This is a genomic window from Amycolatopsis sp. NPDC114478 (assembly GCF_055633805.1).
On sequence record NZ_JBVKDO010000009.1, the window covers coordinates 300,214 to 319,506 of the forward strand.

Genomic DNA, 19,293 nt, shown 5'->3' on the forward strand with positions numbered 1-19,293 from the left:
CGAGCTAGCCAACCTCGACGCCGGCTTCCGACGCGGTCTTCAGCTGAGTACCCGGCTGGACGCCACCGCCACGGATCCGGAATGTCGCGCGGATCCGGGTGCCGCCACTGGGACCGTGACCCACGGCCAGGTCACCGCCGAAAGCCGCGCACCACCACCGCATGCTCTCCAGCCCGTATCCAGCTGCCGGGAGACCACGCGGCCCGCGCAGACCGCGGCCGTCATCGGAGACGGTGATCACGAGGTGGGCTCGATCACACGTCAGCCGCACCTGCACGCTCCGCGCCTCTGCGTGCTTGACGACGTTCCTCAGGGCCTCCTGGACAACCCGATACGCCACCGTCTCGAGCTCGTGGTCGAGCTCGACCGCGAACGGCCCGGCGACCGTGACGTCGATCAGCAGGCCGTTCGCCGCAGCCACCTGCCGGGCCAGCTCACGGGCGCCCGCGACGAGGCCCACGTGCCGCAGGGTCACCGGGTGCAGCGTGCCGACGATGCTCCGCAGGACCGCCGCCTGGTCGTCGAGCATCTCCACCCCCGCACGGGCCGCGACGACCAGTCCTTCCGTATCGCCCCGCCGCACGGCGGAGTCCAGCTGTCGGCGGCTCATGGCCAGGGCCTGCAGAACTTCGTCGTGCAGCTCGTCGGCGATCCGCGCGGCGTGGTAGTTCTGGAACCGGATCACCGCACGCGCCTTGGACTGGTCCAGCAGGCGTCCGAGCTCCGGCCACCCGGGTACCGCGCAGAGCAAGGCCAGCACCAGCAACACCAACGCGGCGATGCGGGCCGGAAGGCACGGAGCGCCGCTCACCAGGTAGCTGATCCCCACGACCAGCGCGCCGACGGCGATCAGCACGGTGCCCAGGCGAAGCCACCGTGTCCCCGGCAACCACCCGGCCAGCACACCGGCTCCCACAGCTATCGACAACGCCGCGATCGGGTCCGCGGGCATCGGGATCGGCATCACCGAGTCGACGAGGACGGTAAGGGTTCCGAAGCCGATGCCGGCGACGCACACCGACCGCACCACAGCACTGCGCATCGTCAGTGCCCGGCCCCGCTCAGCTTGCGGGCGTAGGCGACCAGATCGGCCCGATCCACCAAGCCCAGCCGGCTACGCAAACCGGCCCTGACGTTCTCCACCGTGCGGACGCTGAGCACGAGCACGTCGGCCACCTGCTGGTTAGTGAGCCCGTCGGCCAGCAGTTCGAGCACCTGCCGCTGCCGGGTGCTCAACGGACTTCCGGCGAGCCCGGTGGCGAGGTCGGCGGCCAACGCCGGATCGAGATAGCGGCGCCCGGCCGCCACGGCGCGCACTGCGGATACGAGAACGCCGACCGGTGCGGTTTTGGTCACGAATCCCAGCGCGCCACGGGACAACGCCTCCGTGGCCAGGTCCGAGTGCATGGTATGAACCAGCACACCGCTCCTTCCGGCGAACTCCCGGACGGCGCTCATTCCCGACTCGCGGCCCAGCCCCAGATCCAGCAGCACGACATGCGGACACGATTCGGCCATCGCCCGCCGCGCACCGGCGAGCGAATCCGCTTCCGCCACGGCGTCGATACCCTCCTCGTCGAGGACGGCCCGGATCCCCGCCCGCACTGTGGGGTGGTCATCAACAAGAAGTACCCGAACGGTTGCGGACACTCGGCTTCCTCCCGACAAGCAGCTGTTCCGGTTCATTGAACATCCAGGTTCATCTGCTGCCGATGAAGATCTGCGACCATGAGGTGCTCATCACACGACCAGCTGGAAATTCCGGCAATCATCGCAATCGCCGATCTCCGGCGAGGTGAAGTAGCCGGCGGACGAATAAGTGACGGGGTGCGCCGTACCCTCGACAATTTCGGTGCACCCGCCGAGCACGCTGCCCACCACCCCTGCCCCGGTGCCGATGACGGCGCCGATTGGACCGCCCACCAGAATCCCCGCTCCCGCCATCGCGGCACCGGCTGTCACTGCGCCAAAAGTCGCACTCAGGCAGTCGTGCGCCTGTGTCACCGGACCACCGACGAGATCGGCGGTGAGCAGTGAACCGGCGAACAAGGCCACGAACGCCGCTTGGCGGCGATATGTGTCTCCGGGGGCATTCACCAGAGCTCGCCAATGCGCTGCTCGTTTTGCATCTCACTCTCCTTCTCCACCCGCGAGGGGATGCCATCAGTGTGCATCAGAGCCAGGACGGTGTCTTGGGCATAAACCCGCACGACACTGTGGATTCCCCGCAGTGTCCGTTCAGCTCGACCAGCCGGTAGCCTGATTGAGAACTGTGGTCATCGGCACAAAACCTACCGAAGGATTACCGGCTGCCCGATGTCGTGCCGTACCTTTTGCTGCCGTAGCTGTCATTGACGAGAAAGGAAACGCGTGCGTTCACCGTCGCATCCCGTGCAGCGCACGACGGTTGTCGGCCTGATCGTCGCGGTCATCATGACGGTGCTGGCGGTACCCCGCCCGGCCGAGGCGGCCGGAATCCGGATCTGTCAGTGTGTGCCGTCATCGACCAGGCCAAGCAGAACACCACCGCCGCGCAGATCCTGCTTCGTGATGCCGCTCGGACCGAGCTGGGCGCCTCGGTCCTCGGCCGGCTGCGCCAAGGCACCCTCGACGTCGCCGAGCACGAACTCCACCAAGCCGCGGCGTCGAAAGGATTGAAGGTGCAGCTCACCCATGGCCGAGTCGGAAGCACGCGGACCGGACGAGGTCGAGCGGATCGTCGCCGAGACACTCGGGGACCGCATCGATGATTACGACTCGTTGGACTCGCTGCGCATGATCGACAGATCGTGGCGCAGCGCGTCGGCTGCGACGAGAAACCGGTGCGCCCACGCCAGCACCCGCTCCCCCTCCAGCGTGAACCCGGCGAACCGGTGGCTGCACGCACGATCGGCACGCCCAGCTCACGCCCCAGCTTCCGGATCGCCGCCGACAGCGACGGCTGCGAGAGGTGGCACGCGGCGGCGGCCCGGGCGAAGTGGCGTTCCTTGGCCAGCGCGACCAGGTACTCCAGCTGACGCAACAGCATGCTTCAGTATGGCCGCACCCGCGTCCGGTTCAGTCGGTCGTCAGCGAGATCTCCGTCGACTTGACCAGCGCGACCACCGAGGAGCCCTCCGCAAGGCCCAGCTCAGTGACGGCCTCCCGCGTGATCGACGCGGTCAGCTCACCACCCTCGACGGTGACCTTCACCGTCGCCATCGCCTCGCCGGCCGTGACGCCGGTGACCCGGCCGGGGAGCTGGTTGCGGATGCTGATCCCGCTCACCGGACCGGTCGCCAGGGACACCTCGGTCGACTTGATCAGCACCCGCACCGCCGATCCCTCGGCGAGCCCGAGGTCCTCGACGGCCTCCCGGGTGATCGCGGCCGTGACCTCCTGGCCACCGGACAGGCGCGTCTTGACCGTCGCCATCGCCTCGCCCGGCGTGATCGCGGAGACCGTGCCGGCGAGCTGGTTGCGGATGCTCAAACCCATGCCCGGGACTGTAGTCCCGAACCGGGATCGCCGCAGGTCAGCCCACCGCTAGCGTCACCACGCCCGAGACGTACCGGCCACCCTTGACGTCACCGTCCGGCACCAACCGCGGCTGCGCGAGCGGTGCCCCGTCCTCCACCGAGGACAGCAGCAGCGGACGCCCGCCGACGTAGTCCTCGGCCAGCGTGACCGCCGCGCCGTAGCCGTCCGCCCCGACCGCGACCACCGACGTACCCGGGAGCGGCGGAACCCCGGCGACGAGCAGAACCGCGCTCAGCGGCGGGCCGCGCCAGGAACGTGACCTGCCGAGTCCGAGCCGGCAGATGAGCCAGCAGCCAGCCGGGCACGATGACGCTGCGGTGCTGCGTCACGACCCGGAGCCCGCCCGGCGGTACCTCCTGGACACCGGCCGTGTACACCGTGACCTCTACGGACCGGACGTCGGTGATGCTGCGGCTGCGGTCCCGGTCGCCCGGGACGACCAGGCTGATCCCCCGCTGTCCAGGCAGCAAGACGGCTGGGTGGTTGCCGAATCCCGGGTCCAGTTCACCCAGCGCGAAAGTCACTCGACCATGGCTGCCGGTGACGCGCGCGAGCACCCGCAGCGACGTGTTCTTGCCCGCCGGGACGACCGGCGCCGCGCGCACGAGCACGGCGTAGAGGCTGGTCCCGGTGACCGCCGCGGGCGCACCCGGCCGCGGGTTGGTGACCGGGTAAGTCGCCCGGCCGAGCGCGACCAGCTCGGCCGCGGTGTAGAGGGCAGGGGTGGCGACCTCGCCGCCGACGCTGACCGTGTGCAGGACCGCGGCCGTGGCCGTGGCGCCGGGCAGGACGAGCGCGATCGCCACCACCAAGCGGTGCAGTCTCATGCCCAGCACGCGCTCACCGGCAGGTCTTCAGTAGACGTCGCGGACGTACCGCTTCTCGCTGCCGAGCTTCTTGAGTAGGCGTCGGCCGCCGCACATCGACCTTGATCAGCAGCCCGCCGGGTAAGGCGATTGGTGTGATTGCCGCCGGAATCTCACCGGTATGCCTCAGGCGTCCCTCACCCGCCACCTCGAAGAGGGTTCTCAGGCGTTTCTCGAGGTCCACCGCCAAGTAACAGCAGCGCTCACCGTGACCGGAGGGCATAGAGGCGCTCGGCGTACGCGCGGTCGTCGCGCACAGGCAGGTTGCCGTTCGGCGCACCAGGGGGCGGATGACTGGGGCCGGCTTGGCCGCCGCGGTCTCGACCACGCTTCCTGCTCCCTCGCCCTCGACGCCGCGTATCACCACCCTCCGCCGCTCCAACCGGTCGCCTGCCCCGGAGACCGGGACATCTGATTAAAATTTCCGTAAAAGTGTTACGTGATGGCGTCCCAGGTGGTTCCCTCAGTTAGGAAGTATTCCTAACGAAGTCCGGTGTCCCCGCGATCGATGGAAGGCCCCAGCCATGACATCCCGTACGCGCTTCGCTGTCGCAGCCGCTGCGGCTCTGGCGCTCGTCACGCCATTCGCTCTCAAGTCCGCCGACGCCGCCACGATGAACACCGATGCCCAGGCCGCCCCGTCGGCCGACAAGACGTACACGGCCGCCCAGGTGCTGGCCGGTGTCAAGAAGAACAGCACGACCGCGCACCAGGTCAACTCCAAGCCGCACATCAACACCATGACGCGGGCCAAGAACGTCAACGTCTACCAGGTGGCGACGGGCGTCTACGCCTACAGTTCCAGCCTGGCCGTCGACGACGACGGCAGCGACCCCGACCCCGATCCCGACCACCAGGGCCAGACGACCTTCCAGGACAGCAACGGCAAGCAGCTGGCCGCGCACCACGTGCCGTTCTACGTGCTGGGCGACGACTGCTACGACCGCAAGTCCCCCTGCCCGCACTTCTTCTACAAGGAACACGACATCAAGGGCCGTCAGTTCGCCCTGATGTTCTACAAGAGCAAGTGCATCGGCGCCATCTTCGGCGACACGCAGACCGGGAACAACCAGACCACTTCGAGCAACGACTCCCGCGAACTGGGTGAGGCGTCGGTGAAGTCGGCCTCGCTGCTCGGCATCCCCAGCAGCGGCACCACCGGCGGCGTCGACAACGGCGTGACCGTGGTGATCTTCTCGGGCTCGTCCTGGGTCGTGAACGGCACCAACTCGAACCTGAACGCCAATGCCCAGGCCCTGGTCCAAAAGGCACTGGACAGCCTCGGCGCGAGCATGGGTATCTAGTCCCGGCAAGGCATCCACGCGACAGGGCCGCCGGAAGGTGTCACCGCCCGGCGGCCCTCAGCGGACGAGTCAGCTCACCATGGCCGTCAGTTCCACCGCGTAGAAGTCGACTTCCAACGTCGTCGTCGACACCGTGAAGCCCTCTCGGCCGGTTTCGGCGTCCGCCCAGTGGCCGATGCCGAACAGGAGGGCGTGCCCGTAACCGGGGTCGACGCCCGTCGGCAAGTAGGGCTCGATGCGCAGCACCTCGACCTCGCCGAACTCCAGAGAGATCCGCTGCCGCCCACCCGGCCACTCGGACACGAAGTCGAACCCGATCGTCAGGTGCCGCTCGCCGCGGGCGAACCTGATGGCCGCCACGTGCGCCTCGTCGCGCAGGTCGATGTCCCCGACACCGGTCACCGTCACGTCGATCTGCCCGGAGACGTGCCCGAACGGCCGCAAGCCGATGAACCTCACCGAAGTCCCTCCTTCTCCGCCGTCAACGCAGGTGCCGGTCGACCCGCGCGAGGTCCCGCCACCTCATAGCCGAAACCGGCCCGTTCTTCCCGCGGCCGCTGGGCGCCCGGCGGTTCGCCGCCTGCGTGAACTCGTGCGAGGTGGGGATCCACTTCCTGACCGACTTCTCCGGCTCGTGAAACAAAGCAGGGGCCGTAACGGCTACCTTCACGGCTTCCCGAGCCCGGGAATCGCTCTACGCCGGCAACACCACCGCCGAGATCACCCGCACCACCCCTGCGTGAGTACGTCGCGGCGTTGCATCGGCTACGTACGGCGTCGTACCGGGACATCGTTCTCCGCGCCGGAACGGTCTTCGCGACGGCGGAGCAGCCCATTCCCGCCGTGGCGCGTTCGACCATCGCAGATCTGCGCAGGCCGGACCGGGTATGGCTGGAGTGGAACGTCGTCCACGCCTACCTCGTCGGTTGCGCTATCCACCAGGACAGTTCGGTGCACTGGCGTCGGCTCCTCGGCCGCGTGCAGGGATGGTCACGTGGGGCGGTGTCACCTCGTCGTGTGGTCTCCGGCAAGCCGCCACCCACCGTGGACCTGACCGAGATCGCCACGTTGGCCGCCCGGTTCAGCGCTGGGGTGCGGCAAGGAGTGCTTCCCGAACGAACCTTGATCAAGGCCTACCTACCGTGCAGACGAGATAGCCCCTCGGCTGCGCCTCTACGACGAGATACGTCACCACGACGGTGACTGAACGCGGCAGGGCTCAACAGGAGCCGCCCGCACCTCACCCTGTCGGTTGCAGCGGGTTCACATCCTCGGCAGCCAGGCGAGAACATCCTCGAGCCGATTGGTGATCCGCGCACCGAGAGCGGCAGCGCGCCGCTCCCGCTTCTCGGTGGCGTTGCCGGTGAAGAAGAACGGAATACGCGGCCTCAGAACGCGGCCCCATTCCAAATGCCCGCTTCCTGTCGCTCGAACGTCTTTTCTCCGCATTGCCCGGAATGCGTATTCACACCCTCTCCACGGTCCGGATAAGTGACAAATGTCCGAGTCTCATGTTAAGTCGCCCTTAAGTATCAAAACTCTGCCACCACAGCGGTTTGGTTCGGAGTGCACATGCGCCATAGTGCTCCGAACGCCACCGGAGGGTCTCCCGGAGAACTCCGGATTTCGCAGACAGGAGTGTGCATGGCTTCCTCGCGAACCGTCGTGGCCTCGGACGAAGGCAGCGGACAGCTGAAGCGAGCGGTCGGCTTCTACGGGTTGACGTTCATTTCCCTCGGCTCGATCATCGGCTCGGGCTGGCTACTGGGTGCGCTCAAGGCGGCCCAGGTCGCCGGCCCCGCGTCGATCATCTCGTGGGTGCTCGCCGCGGCGATGCTCGCCGTGCTGGCGCTGATCCACGCCGAGCTCGGTGCAGCCTATCCGGTCGCCGGCGGCACGGCGCGGTTCCCGCTGTTCGCCTACGGCACGGTCACCGGGTTCGTCGCCGGCTGGTCCGCGTGGCTGCAGGCCGTGGCCATCGCGCCGATCGAGGTCGAAGCGAGCCTGGAATACCTGAACAACATCGCGTGGGTCAAGGACAACCTGAACCTCCTGCACGCCGACGACGGCACGCTCACCGCCAGCGGGTTCGCTTGGGCCAGCCTCCTGATGGTGGTCTTCACCCTGATCAACATCGTCGGCGTGAAGCTGATGTCGGAGACCAACTCCTACGCGGTGCTGTGGAAGACCGCCGTCCCGCTGGTCACCGTGTTCGTGCTGATCCCGACGAGCTTCCACGCCGGCAACTTCACGGCGGGCGGCGGTTTCGCTCCGTACGGGGCGCACGGAATCTTCGCCGCGTTGCCGGTCGGGGTCGTCTTCGCGCTACAGGGCTTCGAACAAGCCATCCAGCTCGGCGGCGAGGCACGGAACCCGAAACGCGACCTCTCCCGCGCGGTGCTGACCGCGATGGCGGTGGGCGCGCTGGTCTACATCCTGCTGGAGATCGCTTTCATCGGCAGCATCGACCCGCACAACTTGATCCAGGGCTGGGCCAACCCGATCGAAAAGGGCGACTTCGGCCCGTACGCGACGCTCGCCTTCGCCGCCGGCGCCGGCTGGCTCGCCTACGTCCTGTACGCCGACGCGTTCGTCTCCCCCGCCGGCACCGGCCTCGTCTACGTGGCGACGTCGGCCCGCCTGACCTACGCGCTCGGGCGCGACCGGCTGCTGCCCGGCATCCTCGGCAAGGTCAACGTTCGGGGCATCCCGCTTTGGTCGATCATCCTCGCCTTCGTCGTCGGCGAGTTTTCGTTCCTGCCCTTCCCGAGCTGGCAGGCGCTGGTCAACGTGGTGACCTCGGCGACAGCGGTGATGTACGCGTTCGCGCCGGTCTCCCTGGCCGCGCTCCGCAAGCGCGACCTCGGCCGCCCGCGCCCCTACCGCACGCCCTACGCGAAGGTCCTTGCCCCGATCGGGTTCGTCAGCGCCAACCTGATCATCTACTGGGGCGGCTACGACACGACGTGGAAGATCCTCGCCGCCGTCGTCGTCGGCCTCCTGATCTTCGCGATCAGCTACGCCACGGCCCCCGCCGAGAAACGGCGCCCGTTGGAGCTCAAGGCCGCGGTCTGGATCGTCCCCTGGCTCGTCGGTTCCGCGATCATCGGCTTCCTGGGGCGGTACGCGCAGAACGTGGCGCCGCGCAACATCCTCCCGGAATGGTGGGACCTCGCCACGGTCGTCGTCTTCGCGCTGGTCATCTTCTACTGGGCGGTCAATTCGGCGCTCGCCCCGGAGAAGGTGCAGGCCACGGTCGCCGCCGAGGAAGTGGAGCTCCTGACGGCGGAGATCGACGGCACCGCGCCGGCAGTCTGAGCGAATCGGCCGCAATCGGCTCATCGCCCGGACAGGCTGATCCACCGACCGCCTTTCGAACACTACGTTTTCCGCGAGGTGACACGGATTTCCCGAGCGAGTGCGTATGCGGTCGGCAGGTCGTCATCGTCGGCGACGAACACGCGTCCGATGAGCAGGACGGCGTTGTGCGGCGCCGACACGTGTGCCATGCCCTCCGGCACGGTCCCCGTCCAGCGAGGCCCGCTGACGAGGTGGTCGCCGGAGGCCGTGCCCGTGGTGCGCGTGCCGACGTAGGCGAAGTTCGTGTTCGTGGCGGGGTCGGTGAACTGCACGCTGTAGTAGCGGTCTCCCATGTCCGGCACGTGCAGGACGAGCGGCCCCGCCGCGAGGTCGAGCCAGCCCGCGACGTAAAGGGTGTCGCGGTTCGTGCCCATGCTCATCAGTCGCGACCCACCTGGCGGCAAGGGTGCGAAGGGGTCTCGGAAGAGTGCCTGAGACTGGGTGTAGAGCGTGTTGACCGGGATGGGGCCGGAGTCCACCCCCTTGACGAGGATCGCCCGCTTGTACGCGATGAGCAGGAGGCGCGGATACAGGTAGGTCGCCAGCAGCGATGCCGCGACGGCGATGACCCCGAGGATGACCAGGTGTTCATATCCCGCGGGCATGGCTCACCTCCACCGGCGGTACCGAATAGGTGCGCTCGGCGATCTCGTGGCCAGGCAGGTAGACCCGCAGCCAGAGGATGAAGCTGCCCGCGGGAGCGGGCAGCCAGTTCGGCTCGTGGCCGACCGGAGCCTGCCGTTGGATGTACACGTCCACCGAGCCGTCGACATTCGGGACGAGGCCCGAGCGATCGCCGACGTGGTACCGGTCGAGCGGATTCGGCACGTAGCGGTTCCTCCCATCGCCCATGGTCAGCGACCAGAACGCGGTGGTGGGCGGAAGCCGTCCCGCCTCGAAGTGCATGACGTAGTCCCGGTGGCCGTCCAGCGTCCGGCCCGAGCCGTCCGAAGTGGTCCGCCAGTACATCGCCTCTTCGGGAACGGTGATCGGCCCCGGGAAGGCCCATGCCTGCGCCGCCCGGAAGAACAAGCCGTTGCCGGGCCGGCCGCACCCGTACATCGTCGTCCACCCGTGCGATGTCGTGGCCCGGATCCGCCCGATGATCAGGGCGGTGACGAGCGCGAGCCCGCAGCCGAGGAGAACGCCCTGGAGGATGTCGGCGGGCACGGTTCTCGTGGTCAAGTCGGTGAAGAAGACGAGCCGCACAACGAAGTACGCGCAGACCAGGCCGATGAGCGCACCGAAATACGTGTAGATCCTGCTCATCGCGGACAGGTCCGGAGCGGCGCGACCAGGAAGATGAGGGTGTCGACGCGGTCCTCGAGGATCACCGAGCACGGCCCGCACCCCGTGCTGGTGGGCCGCCGGGATCCGGTCGCGGACGCTTGTTCGTCCGTAGGCATGCGCTCCCCTTCCTCGTGGGCGGTAGCTTCATTCTTCTAGTTGAACTAGAATAACCCTGTGTTCGTGCTTGTCGACCCCTCCTCAGCTACGCCGGTTTTCGCCCAGATCGCGACTTCGATCACGACCCAGATCGCGACGGGGACCATCGCGACCGGGACGCGGCTGCCGGCGGCGAAGGACCTCGCCGACTCACTCGCGGTCAACGTCCACACTGTGCTGCGCGCCTATCAGGAGCTGCGCGACGACGGCCAGGTCGAGCTCCGCCGCGGTCGCGGCGCCGTCGTCGTCGGCGGCCCGACCGCCGATCGGGTCAGGGACGCCGTGGCGCGCGCCGCGGACGAGGCGAAAGCCGCCGGTATCCCGATCGGCACCCTGCTCGCCCTGGTCCGGAAGGAGTACGAGTCATGACCGGTCGGGTCGTCGGCCACGCGGCCGCTCACCGGGCGGCGCTCATCGCGACGATCTGGGTCCCGCTCGCGATCGTCGTGGCGTCCGAGGCCGTGGTGATCGGTGTCGGCGCGGCAGGCAGTGCACAGCTGGTCGTGCGGTGGGGCGCCCAGGGAGATCGCTACGGACCTTGGTGGAGCTACGCGATCCTCATTGCCGCGATCGGGCTTCCCGTGATCGCGCTGATCGGGTTCTTCATCGCCCGTTCGACACGGATGGCCGGGATGAACACCTGGATGCCCGCGATCGCGGTGGCGATCACGGTGTTCCACACCGTCGGTATGGGTGTCGGCCTGGTCGTGCTCAACCATTCGCCTCTCGCCCCCGCGTTGCCGCTCGGGGGCGGGGTCGTGCTGGCCATCGCCGCGGGCCTGCTCACCTGGTGGCTGCTCCCCCGTGAGGCCGCCGCGACCACCGGCGTGGAGGCATCGGACGGGCTGCCGGTCAGACGCGGAGAGGTCGCCGTCTGGATCGGAAGGGTCGACCTCGCGCCGTGGTTCCTGTCGCTCATCGCCGTGGTCGCCGCGGTTCTCATCGTGCTCGGCGTGCTGTTGTTCCTCACCGTGGGCCGGCAGTTCTGGCCGATCTTCTTCGCACCGGCCCTCATGCTCACGGCCCTGCTGACGACCGCGCAGTTCGTGGTGACGGCCGGGCCGGGCGGGTTCGTCGTGCGGTCGACGCTCGGATGGCCACGATTCAGCGTCCCGGCTTCCGAGCTGGCGTCGGCGGGGGTGGTCCCGGTCGATCCGATGGCGGACTTCGGCGGTTGGGGCATCCGCTGGGTGATCGGCCCGCGCGGCAAGGGGAGGTGGGGCATCGTCACGCGGCGCGGACCCGGCTTGGAGGTCGTCCGGCGCGACGGCCGCTCGATCGTCGTCACCGTCGATGACGCCGGGACCGCGGCGGCGGTCCTCGAGACCTACGCGAGGAAGCAGGCATGACCAGTTCGCCCCGTCGACAACGACGGTGCGCGGCTGAGGCCGGACTTGTTGGTGGTCGAACTCAACCCCCGGTCCAGCACCCCGGTCGTGCGCTGCTGCGGCGTCGCCGAACAACTCCGCGACCTGCTGCTTGAAGACAAACGCCAGTCGCGCCGACCGCCAGGCGTCCGCGTCGCCCGTCAGCGGGTCGAGGCTTCGGACGTGGATGACGACGTCGTGTTCGGTCGGCCGGGAGGGTCTCGGCCGCGCGAAGCCGAGCCCGTCCCGGAACCAGTATGAGAGTCCGTGCCGTCGCTCAGCGGGCGACGTATCCGCCGTCGACGGGCAGGGCCACTCCGACGACGAAGCCGGCTCCGGGGCCGCACAGCCACAGCACCGCCTGGGCAACCTCCTCGGCGGTCCCGAGTCGGTTGATGGGCTGGGTGGCTTCGGCCTCGGCGCGGCCGAGCTCGCCCTTGGCGATCATGTCACTGACCATCGGGGTGTCGACGGTCCCGGGGCAGACTGCGTTGACGCCGATGCCGCGCGGGGCCTACTCGAGCGCGGCGCCGGTGGTCAAGCCGATCACCCCGTGCTTGGAGGCGTGGTAGGAAGCCCGGCCGGGGAGGCCGACGAGACCTCCGAGGGACGAGCAGTTGACCACCGCCCCGCTGCCTTGTGCCCGCATGTGCCGCAGTTCGTGCTTCATGCAGGCCCACACGCCGCGCAAGTTTGATGGTGGTGACGCGGTCGAACCGCTCGGCGGGCTCGTCGGCAGCGTCGCTGGGCGGGATCTGGATGCCCGCGTTGTTGTAGGCCACGTCGAGCCGGCCGAACGTCTCGACCGCCACGGTCGACCGCGGCGGTGAGGTTCCCCGTCGGCGGCAGCCAGCGCCGCTTCGTCCACGTCGGTCAGCGCGACGGCCGCCCCGGCCTCGGCGAATGTCCGAGCCGTGGCCAGGCCCATCCCGGAACCGGCTCCGGTGACGAAGGCGACTCGGCCGGTGAAGTCGCAGGTGGGGTTCATCAGGGATGTTCTCCAGGTTCGGGGACGAGTTCGATCGTGATCCGCTCGGCGGTGGCGAGCACGTCGGCGCCGCCGTCGGCCAAGCGGCCGAGAACGATCAGGCCGCTCGCGCGGGGCGCGTCGCGGTAGTAGATCGCCACGTTGCCCCACGGGGCGTAGAAGGCGACGTCTCCGGCTTTCGGCTCGGCGCTTTCCGGGGCGTCGGCGGTCGTCAGCCACCGTGGCAAGTCCGAGATCCGTTCCGTTTCGTGGAAGTCGCTCAGGTTCAGGTTGAGCGGCAGGAGCGTGGCGAAGTCGCGGGCGCTGGGGCTGTCGTTCAGGGTCGCGGCCACGACGCGGTCGTCGACGGTGAGGCGGATGTTCACAGAGGTCGCGCTCTCTGTGTTGGCGGCGACGGGTGTCGAGGGCGTTGGTGTCGAGGAGGTGGGCACCTCGGGGCTGCAAGCGGTCGCGGCCAGGGCGCTGGCCGTGGCCAGGTGAGCGAATCTCACGGCGTTCCCCGGTCAGTCGGCCATGGGTTCGGCGAAGTGGCGGAAGCCGTCGCGCTCGGTGTGGAGGTCGAACAGGCGCTCGGCCAGGATGTCCAGGCTACTGGTCGACGAGTCGGGCCGGATGGCTCCGGGCACGATCAGCTGGGCGACGTGGATGCCGTCCGGAGCCAGGGCTTCGTGCAGCATGCGGGCCTACGCGCTTTCCGCGGCGAACGCGATCGAGGTGCCGGCGCGCCCGGGGTGCGGGTGCACGGCGCTGCCGCCGTTGACGAACAGGACGGTCCCACGGCCCAGGACGCGCATGCCGGGCAAGACTGCGTTCACGGCGGTGACCGGGCCCTTCACCGAGAAGTTCAACGGCGTCTCGAGGTCGTCGGCGCTCGTGTCGAGGACCGGCTTCATGAAGTCGGCCCGGGGCACGGGGCTGAACTGGAGGATCTCGACAGGTCCGAGGTCGTCGGCGGCGTCCTGCAGCGGCGCCGCAGTGCGACGGGCAACACGACCATCCGCCGCTTCCCCAGCGCGAACACACCGCCGGCGTCCGGCCGGATCAGCAGCGACGTCCCGACCACCGTCACAGCGAGGCGGACGTCGTCGTGCCAGCCCAGCCGATCCAGCAACGGCCACACGCAAACCCGGCCTGAGGGGCTGACTCGCGCTATCGCGTACTCCAGTCCCGTCCGAGTCCGATCAGGCAGCAGCTCAGGCAACGGCAGAGCCACCGCCGGAGAAGCCAGACGATCCAGGAGTCCGTCCGGAGCCGAGCCGGGGATCACGGCTGCCACGATCACGCCGACCACCGCCCCGAACGGGCGATCCGGCTACGAAACGCAAGATGCCGACCACCATCAACGGTGATCGGCTTGATGCGAAATGCTTGGTGAAAGTTCACCACGTTTGGTGTCCGAGGACCGAGTTGATCTATAACCCAACACTGAAGTTCGCCACCGACCTGCAGCTTGACTGATCGCACGTCGGCCGAGCCACTCCCTCATGCGTTGACCAGGTAAACCGGCCGGGCCTCCCCGGTATCCGGCGATCCGTGGCCCGGCCGATTTGGCCGGGCGACAGCGTCGAAGACCGGATCCGTCGCGAGATCGCGCCTGACCTGCGCGACCGGATCGCAGCCCGAACGGTGCCCCCTTCGCCCTCATCGCGAAGGGGCCACCGCCCGTTGACCTTTACCCGCCTCACACCCGGTCGTTCCCCACGCCCCGTGGTCCCGCGGCGCGGGTTCTCGCCTCGCTGGCTACTTCTGCCACTGCCCCGGCTTGGGCACTCCCGGCAGCGCGGTCGTGTTGCCCCAGCTGGTCTGCGGGTTGGCCAGGCCGCCGCCGGGCTGCTTCCACAGCTGCAGGTTGATCGGGCGGCCGCTCTCCATCGCCGCGGCGAAGGTGTGGTGGCCGTCGCCGGCGAGCTTGAGCTGGTTGGAGCCCGGCGGGTAGTAGACCTTGATGTCCACCGGTGTGTTCATCACGCCGTCCTGCTTCCACTTCGCGATCTTGCTGTCGATCACGCCCTGGAAGATGTGCTCCTGCATCGGCGTCACGTCGCCGTACTGGCTGCCGCCGATCTTCTGCGGCTCCGGCTTGAACGTGTACTCCCCCTGGAGCTTGCTCGGCGCGCCCGGGGGCGGCTGGTGGAAGTCGTCCTTGCCCGCCGGTGGCTTCGGCGCCGGGTTGCCGGCGCTGCCCGCCGGGCCGCTCGGCTCCGGCTTCGGCTGCGACGGGCCCGGGGTGTCCGGCTTCGGCTGCGGAGCCGGGGTCTCGGGCTTGGGCTCGATCTTCGGCTTCGAGCTCCTCGGCGGGACCGGCGGCGGAGGCGGCTTGCTGCCCGACGGGGCCGTGTTTCCGGGCTTCGCCCCCGGCTTCGGCGGCACCGGCGGCTTGATCTTCGGCTTCGAGCTCCTCGGCGGCACCGGCGGCGGCGTGGGTTTCGACGAGCTGCCGCCGGTGTTGCCGGCGTCGTGCCCGCCCCGCGGGGTCGGCGGAGCGCCGCCACCCGTCGACTGCGAGGAGGTGGAGCAGTTCATCAGGCCCAGAGCGTCGAACTCCGCGTACGGGTCCGGTACGTAGGCGTACGGGTCCGGGCCAGGCTCCAGGCCCAGCGGGTCCTGGCTCAGGTACCGCGCCGTCGCCGGGTCGTAGTAGCGGAAGACGTTGTAGTGCAGGCCCGTTTCGGCGTCGGCGTACTGGCCGGGGAAGCGCAGCGGCGTCGGCGCGGCCGTCAGCTCCCGCCCGTGCGCGGCGCGGTGGCTCGTCCAGACCAGCCCGCCCCGCTCGTCGAGCAGATCGGTCGGCGTGCCGACCGCGTCGGTGACGAACGTGCGCACCCGCGTGCCCTGGGCGTCCCGCTCGCGCTGCACCACGGGGGTCACGGTGCCAGGCAGGTGGTCCCACGTGACGAGCCTGTCCGGCGCGGCCTCCTCGATGAGGATGGTGCCGTCCCAGGTGTAGATCGTGGTGGCGGTGCTGCCGTCAGCGCCGTGGCGGGTCTTGCCGACGCGGCGGCCGAGCGGGTCGTAGTGGTAGCGCCACACCGTGCCGTCCGGCGTGGTCGCCGTGACGAGCCGGTCTCCGGACCACGTGAACGTCTGCGTGCCGGCCCCCGCGCTCTGGGTGACGCGCCGACCGTGTCCGTCCTCGGTGACCGCGAGGCCCGCAGGCGGGAACAACGTGCCGGCGGCGTCGTAGCGGTACTCCTCGCGGCCCCGCGCCGAGGTGACCCCTACGACGCGCCCGACAAGGTCCCGGCTCAGCGCCGTGGTGCCGGTGACGTCGTCGCTCAGTCCCACGAGCGTGCCGTCGGCCTGGTAGCCGAACGACCGCCGCTGCACCGGGACCCCCGCGGTGGTGACGGTCTGCGCGGCGAGCTCGCCGTTCGGGCCGAACGTCTGGGCGAGCTGCACGGCCCCGTCGTGGCGGGCGACCACGCGGGACGCGGTGTCATGGCGGTACACGATCTGGCGGGTGCCGGCGAGCAGCCCGATCGGCCGGTCGAGGTCGTCGAAGAACCAGGTGCTTTCGGCGCCACCGGGCGTGCGGCGGTGGAGCGTGCCCGCCTCGTCGTACTCGAACGTCACGCTCCGCCCGTCGACGGTTTCGCGCACGACCCGCCCCAACGCGTCCCGCTCGAACTCGACGGTGGACTCGCCGTTGGCAGCGCGCACCAGGTTGCCGACGGGGTCGTACCGGTAGGTGGTCGTGCGGTCCGGCGCGCGGACCTCGACGAGGTTGCCGACGACGTCGTGGTGGTAGGTCGTCACCAGCCCGGCGGGGTCGGTGGCGCTGACCAGCTGCCCGGCCGCGTCGTAGGCGTAGGAGCGGGTGCGGCCGGCGAAGTCGGTCTGCGCCAGCAGGCGACCCGCCTCGTCGTAGCGGTAGGTCCAGGTGCGGCCCTGGGGGTTGGTCACGGAGGTCAGGCGCAGCTCGGTGTCGTAGCCGTACACCGTGCGCGCGCCCGACGGGTCGGTGACCGCCGTGAGCACGTCGAACGGGCCGTACTCGCGGCGCGTGACCCGGCCGAGCTCGTCGATGTGCTCGATCTCGTTACCTTCGCCGTCGTAGCGCCAGAACGCGCGTTCCTGCCGCGGTCCGACGCGCGCAGCCCGGCGGCCCTCCACGGTCCAGCTCAGCGCCACCGTCCCGCCGGCCGTGGGCAGCGCCCGCGGCCGGCCGAACTGGTCGGGCTCGACGCCTTCGGGCGCGGGCGGCTCGTCGCCGCCGAACGACAGCGACGTGGCGACGCCCACCGGGGTGGTCCGCGGGTCCGGCGCGTCGTCCTCGTACTGGCGGCGCCAGGTGGTGTCCCCGCTGTGGACGGTGATCGCGGCGGGGCCGCCCGCGGTGCCGTCGAACAGCACCACGGAACCGTCGGGCCGGTGCACCTCGGTCAGAGCGCCGTCCTCGCCGTAGCCGTAGCGGGTCGTGCGGCCCAGCGGATCGGTGCGGGCGAGCAGGCGGTCGTAGCGGTCCCATTCGGAGAGCGTCACGCCACCGGCCGGGTCGACCTCGCGCACGACCTGGCGGGCGTCGTTGAAGTGGAACTCGGTGACGTGCCCGAGCGAGTCCGTGTGGCGGGTGACGTGGTCGCCGTAGGCGAAGGTGCCGCTCAGGAACCCGCCGTCGCCGCTGGTCCGGACGCACCGGCCGTGCTCGTCGTAGGTGTAGCCGTAGTGGACGTCGTTGCGGTCCCGCCACGCGGTGAGGCGCCCGGCCTCGTCGTATTCGAACCGCTGCGCCTGCCCCGAGGAGTTGGTCACCGCGGCCAGGTGGTCCCGCGGGTCGTAGTCGAAGCGCAGCGCCGTCACGTCCGGCAGCCCGTCGCCCAGGACCACCAGCTCGGTGACCCGGCCGCCCCGGGTCCGCACGCCGACGCGCACCCCGTCCTCGCGGCGCAGCAGGGCCGGAACGCCGAAGTCGTCGTAGAAGACCTCGACCCGCTGCTCGCCCTGGACGGCACGCAGCGGCACCACCCGGCCGGCACCGAAGAACTCCAGCACCGCGTCGTCGGTGGTGAGGGTGTAGGCGTCGCCGTCGCGGACGAGCGGCCAGCGCGCGCCCTCCAACGGCAACTGCTCCCCCTCGCCGCGCGGGTAGACGAGGATCGTGCCGAGAGCCGAGTAGTAGCAGACGTGCTCGTCGTCCACCTCGAGCCGCTGGTCCACAGTGGACGACCACGACGGGCCGAACCAGTGGCCCGCCCGGTAGGTCGACACGTGCGTGCGGGCCAGCACGAGCGAGCCGAGCTCGAGGTCGACCTGCTCGAGGATCACCTCGCCGCTCGCGACGTCGACGGGGTCGTCCTTGCAGACGCGGGTGTCCGGCGTGGGCGCGGTGTCGCGCGGGTTGTCCGGTTTGCTGGACGAGGGTCTGGTGCCGCCGCCCCCTGGCGAGCCGTTCGCCCCGCCGCCCGGGCTGCCGCCCCCGTGGGCGGGCGGTGTGTCGCCGTTGCTGCCCGACGGCGAGGTGCTGTCGTTCTTGGGCGGCGGTGCGCCGTCGTTCTTCGGCGGCGGCGGGTTCCCGTGCGCGCCGGCCGTACTGGTGCTGTCCCCGCCCTTCGGCTTGGGCTCCGGCGGCTTCGGCGTCCCGTCGATCTTCGGGGGCTTCGACGGGCCGGACACCTTGCCGGGCTTGATGTTCTTCAGCGCTTTCGCGGCGTCATCGAACAGCGAGCCGGCCCGCTTCAGCAGCGGGATGAGCGCCTTGAGTGCCTTGACGAGCCGGGTGGTGATGTCGGCGATCTTGGACGCCGTCTTGGCGACGGCCGCGACGACCTGCGGGACGACCCAGGTCAGGCCGATGCCGAGGGTGAACACGACCTGCAGCGCCCAGCTGATCAGGTGGCCGACGAGTTCGGCGATGATGTCGCGGACCAGCGTCCGCACCGCCCCGACGACCTCGCCCGCGGTCTTGACCCCACTGGCGGCGCCTTCGCACCCCTTCTGCGCGGTCTCCAGGAGGGTGCCGGTGTCCTGCACGCGCTGGCGGTAGGCGTCGGCCGCCGGCCCCGACCACGACTGCAGGTCGGCCTTGACCAGGTCGGCGAGGTCGGTGCCGACGCTCTGTAGCTCGCCCGCGACGTTCGTCCAGGTCTGCGACTGGGCGGCGATCTCGTCGGCGTTGCCGGTGAGGCCGTTGAGGGCTTCCTTGAGCGGCCCGACGTGCTCGATCAGCCAGCCCACACCGGCGGCGAGGATCGCGCCGAAGGGGTCCATCGCCATCGACAGCGCGTCGAGCGCGGTGCCGACGGCCCCCATCGCGACCGACGCCCAGTCCCCGCTTTCGATCGCGGACTTCAGGTCGTTCGCCGATTCCAGCAGGGAAATTCCCGAGTACGCCTTCGTCGAATCCTGCGTCGGCGCGACCAAGGGGTTGCTCATGTGGTGGGACCATCCTCGTCGCGGACGCCGCTTTCCGGCTGCCGCCGGCCGGCCGAGATCATGAAACCCAC

17 protein-coding genes and 2 pseudogenes are annotated in these 19,293 nt (G+C 69.7%); 4 read left to right on the forward strand and 15 right to left on the reverse strand.

What is annotated here, in order from left to right; genetic code table 11:
* Positions 1 to 4: 4 nt before the first annotated feature.
* The 7 genes and pseudogenes from ACZ7OH_RS25955 to ACZ7OH_RS25985 form a co-directional block, all read right to left on the reverse strand.
* Entirely contained in the window at positions 5 to 1,042 is a 1,038-nt protein-coding gene (locus ACZ7OH_RS25955) for a sensor histidine kinase (RefSeq protein WP_470283141.1), read from the reverse strand.
* Between the two features lie 2 nt (positions 1,043 to 1,044).
* A complete protein-coding gene (locus ACZ7OH_RS25960) occupies positions 1,045 to 1,650 on the reverse strand; it encodes a response regulator (RefSeq protein ID WP_470283142.1) in 606 nt (201 codons plus the stop codon).
* A gap of 90 nt (positions 1,651 to 1,740) precedes the next feature.
* Positions 1,741 to 2,055, reverse strand: coding sequence for a hypothetical protein (locus tag ACZ7OH_RS25965; protein ID WP_470283143.1), 315 nt, complete (start codon positions 2,053 to 2,055; stop codon positions 1,741 to 1,743).
* A gap of 431 nt (positions 2,056 to 2,486) precedes the next feature.
* Positions 2,487 to 2,675, reverse strand: coding sequence for a hypothetical protein (locus tag ACZ7OH_RS25970; protein WP_470283190.1), 189 nt, complete (start codon positions 2,673 to 2,675; stop codon positions 2,487 to 2,489).
* Between the two features lie 263 nt (positions 2,676 to 2,938).
* Positions 2,939 to 3,028, reverse strand: a pseudogene (locus ACZ7OH_RS25975) (LysR family transcriptional regulator); the annotation flags it as partial.
* Between the two features lie 29 nt (positions 3,029 to 3,057).
* Positions 3,058 to 3,477 carry a TOBE domain-containing protein gene (locus ACZ7OH_RS25980; protein WP_470283144.1) on the reverse strand — a complete coding sequence of 140 codons (420 nt, stop codon included), beginning with the start codon at positions 3,475 to 3,477 and terminating at the stop codon, positions 3,058 to 3,060.
* A gap of 89 nt (positions 3,478 to 3,566) precedes the next feature.
* On the reverse strand, positions 3,567 to 4,355 hold the full coding sequence (locus ACZ7OH_RS25985; protein WP_470283145.1) for a hypothetical protein: 789 nt from the start codon (positions 4,353 to 4,355) through the stop codon (positions 3,567 to 3,569).
* A gap of 644 nt (positions 4,356 to 4,999) precedes the next feature.
* Between ACZ7OH_RS25985 and ACZ7OH_RS25990 the strand changes: the two genes are divergently transcribed.
* Complete coding sequence (locus ACZ7OH_RS25990; RefSeq protein WP_470283146.1) at positions 5,000 to 5,689, forward strand: glycoside hydrolase family 75 protein; 690 nt, start codon at positions 5,000 to 5,002, stop codon at positions 5,687 to 5,689.
* A gap of 69 nt (positions 5,690 to 5,758) precedes the next feature.
* Here the strand turns inward: ACZ7OH_RS25990 and ACZ7OH_RS25995 are convergent, their stop codons facing one another.
* Positions 5,759 to 6,148, reverse strand: coding sequence for a hypothetical protein (locus ACZ7OH_RS25995; protein ID WP_470283147.1), 390 nt, complete (start codon positions 6,146 to 6,148; stop codon positions 5,759 to 5,761).
* A 1,185-nt stretch (positions 6,149 to 7,333) separates the two neighbouring features.
* Between ACZ7OH_RS25995 and ACZ7OH_RS26000 the strand changes: the two genes are divergently transcribed.
* Complete coding sequence (locus tag ACZ7OH_RS26000; protein WP_470283148.1) at positions 7,334 to 9,007, forward strand: APC family permease; 1,674 nt, start codon at positions 7,334 to 7,336, stop codon at positions 9,005 to 9,007.
* A gap of 62 nt (positions 9,008 to 9,069) precedes the next feature.
* On the opposite strand, the gene ACZ7OH_RS26005 is transcribed toward ACZ7OH_RS26000, so the two are convergent.
* Entirely contained in the window at positions 9,070 to 9,654 is a 585-nt protein-coding gene (locus ACZ7OH_RS26005) for a DUF1254 domain-containing protein (RefSeq protein ID WP_470283149.1), read from the reverse strand.
* Positions 9,638 to 10,318, reverse strand: coding sequence for a DUF1214 domain-containing protein (locus tag ACZ7OH_RS26010; protein ID WP_470283150.1), 681 nt, complete (start codon positions 10,316 to 10,318; stop codon positions 9,638 to 9,640). The genes ACZ7OH_RS26005 and ACZ7OH_RS26010 overlap by 17 nt, the downstream gene beginning before the upstream one ends.
* Positions 10,319 to 10,513: 195 nt before the next feature.
* Here ACZ7OH_RS26010 and ACZ7OH_RS26015 point away from each other — a divergent pair, with 195 nt between their 5' ends.
* Both ACZ7OH_RS26015 and ACZ7OH_RS26020 read left to right on the forward strand, forming a co-directional pair.
* Positions 10,514 to 10,864, forward strand: coding sequence for a GntR family transcriptional regulator (locus tag ACZ7OH_RS26015; RefSeq protein WP_470283151.1), 351 nt, complete (start codon positions 10,514 to 10,516; stop codon positions 10,862 to 10,864).
* A complete protein-coding gene (locus tag ACZ7OH_RS26020; protein WP_470283152.1) occupies positions 10,861 to 11,844 on the forward strand; it encodes a hypothetical protein in 984 nt (327 codons plus the stop codon). Before ACZ7OH_RS26015 ends, ACZ7OH_RS26020 begins: the two co-directional genes overlap by 4 nt.
* Before the next feature lie 295 nt (positions 11,845 to 12,139).
* On the opposite strand, the pseudogene ACZ7OH_RS26025 reads toward ACZ7OH_RS26020, so the two are convergent.
* From ACZ7OH_RS26025 to ACZ7OH_RS26045, 5 genes and pseudogenes are all read right to left on the reverse strand, one after another.
* Positions 12,140 to 12,850: pseudogene (locus tag ACZ7OH_RS26025) on the reverse strand (SDR family NAD(P)-dependent oxidoreductase).
* Entirely contained in the window at positions 12,850 to 13,215 is a 366-nt protein-coding gene (locus ACZ7OH_RS26030) for a cyclophilin-like fold protein (RefSeq protein WP_470283153.1), read from the reverse strand. Before ACZ7OH_RS26030 ends, ACZ7OH_RS26025 begins: the two are co-directional and overlap by 1 nt.
* Before the next feature lie 138 nt (positions 13,216 to 13,353).
* Positions 13,354 to 13,527, reverse strand: a complete 174-nt coding sequence (locus tag ACZ7OH_RS26035; protein ID WP_470283154.1) for a hypothetical protein — start codon at positions 13,525 to 13,527, stop codon at positions 13,354 to 13,356.
* Positions 13,528 to 13,533: 6 nt separating this feature from the next.
* Positions 13,534 to 13,761 carry a hypothetical protein gene (locus ACZ7OH_RS26040; protein WP_470283155.1) on the reverse strand — a complete coding sequence of 76 codons (228 nt, stop codon included), beginning with the start codon at positions 13,759 to 13,761 and terminating at the stop codon, positions 13,534 to 13,536.
* Positions 13,762 to 14,590: 829 nt separating this feature from the next.
* The gene (locus tag ACZ7OH_RS26045) at positions 14,591 to 19,222 is read right to left on the reverse strand and encodes an RHS repeat-associated core domain-containing protein (RefSeq protein ID WP_470283156.1); all 4,632 of its coding nucleotides are present in this window, start codon (positions 19,220 to 19,222) and stop codon (positions 14,591 to 14,593) included.
* Positions 19,223 to 19,293 lie beyond the last annotated feature (71 nt).

What these genes read in the sequence shown, in the direction of transcription:
- ACZ7OH_RS25955 (WP_470283141.1), bottom strand. Translation starts at nt 1,042, where the DNA reads ATGCGCAGTGCTGTGGTGCGGTCGGTGTGCGTCGCCGGCATCGGCTTC.
- ACZ7OH_RS25970 (WP_470283190.1), bottom strand. Translation starts at nt 2,675, where the DNA reads ATGGGTGAGCTGCACCTTCAATCCTTTCGACGCCGCGGCTTGGTGGAG.
- ACZ7OH_RS25980 (WP_470283144.1), bottom strand. Translation starts at nt 3,477, where the DNA reads ATGGGTTTGAGCATCCGCAACCAGCTCGCCGGCACGGTCTCCGCGATC.
- ACZ7OH_RS25990 (WP_470283146.1), top strand. Translation starts at nt 5,000, where the DNA reads ATGAACACCGATGCCCAGGCCGCCCCGTCGGCCGACAAGACGTACACG.
- ACZ7OH_RS26000 (WP_470283148.1), top strand. Translation starts at nt 7,334, where the DNA reads ATGGCTTCCTCGCGAACCGTCGTGGCCTCGGACGAAGGCAGCGGACAG.
- ACZ7OH_RS26005 (WP_470283149.1), bottom strand. Translation starts at nt 9,654, where the DNA reads ATGCCCGCGGGATATGAACACCTGGTCATCCTCGGGGTCATCGCCGTC.
- ACZ7OH_RS26010 (WP_470283150.1), bottom strand. Translation starts at nt 10,318, where the DNA reads ATGAGCAGGATCTACACGTATTTCGGTGCGCTCATCGGCCTGGTCTGC.
- ACZ7OH_RS26020 (WP_470283152.1), top strand. Translation starts at nt 10,861, where the DNA reads ATGACCGGTCGGGTCGTCGGCCACGCGGCCGCTCACCGGGCGGCGCTC.
- ACZ7OH_RS26035 (WP_470283154.1), bottom strand. Translation starts at nt 13,527, where the DNA reads ATGCTGCACGAAGCCCTGGCTCCGGACGGCATCCACGTCGCCCAGCTG.
- ACZ7OH_RS26045 (WP_470283156.1), bottom strand. Translation starts at nt 19,222, where the DNA reads ATGAGCAACCCCTTGGTCGCGCCGACGCAGGATTCGACGAAGGCGTAC.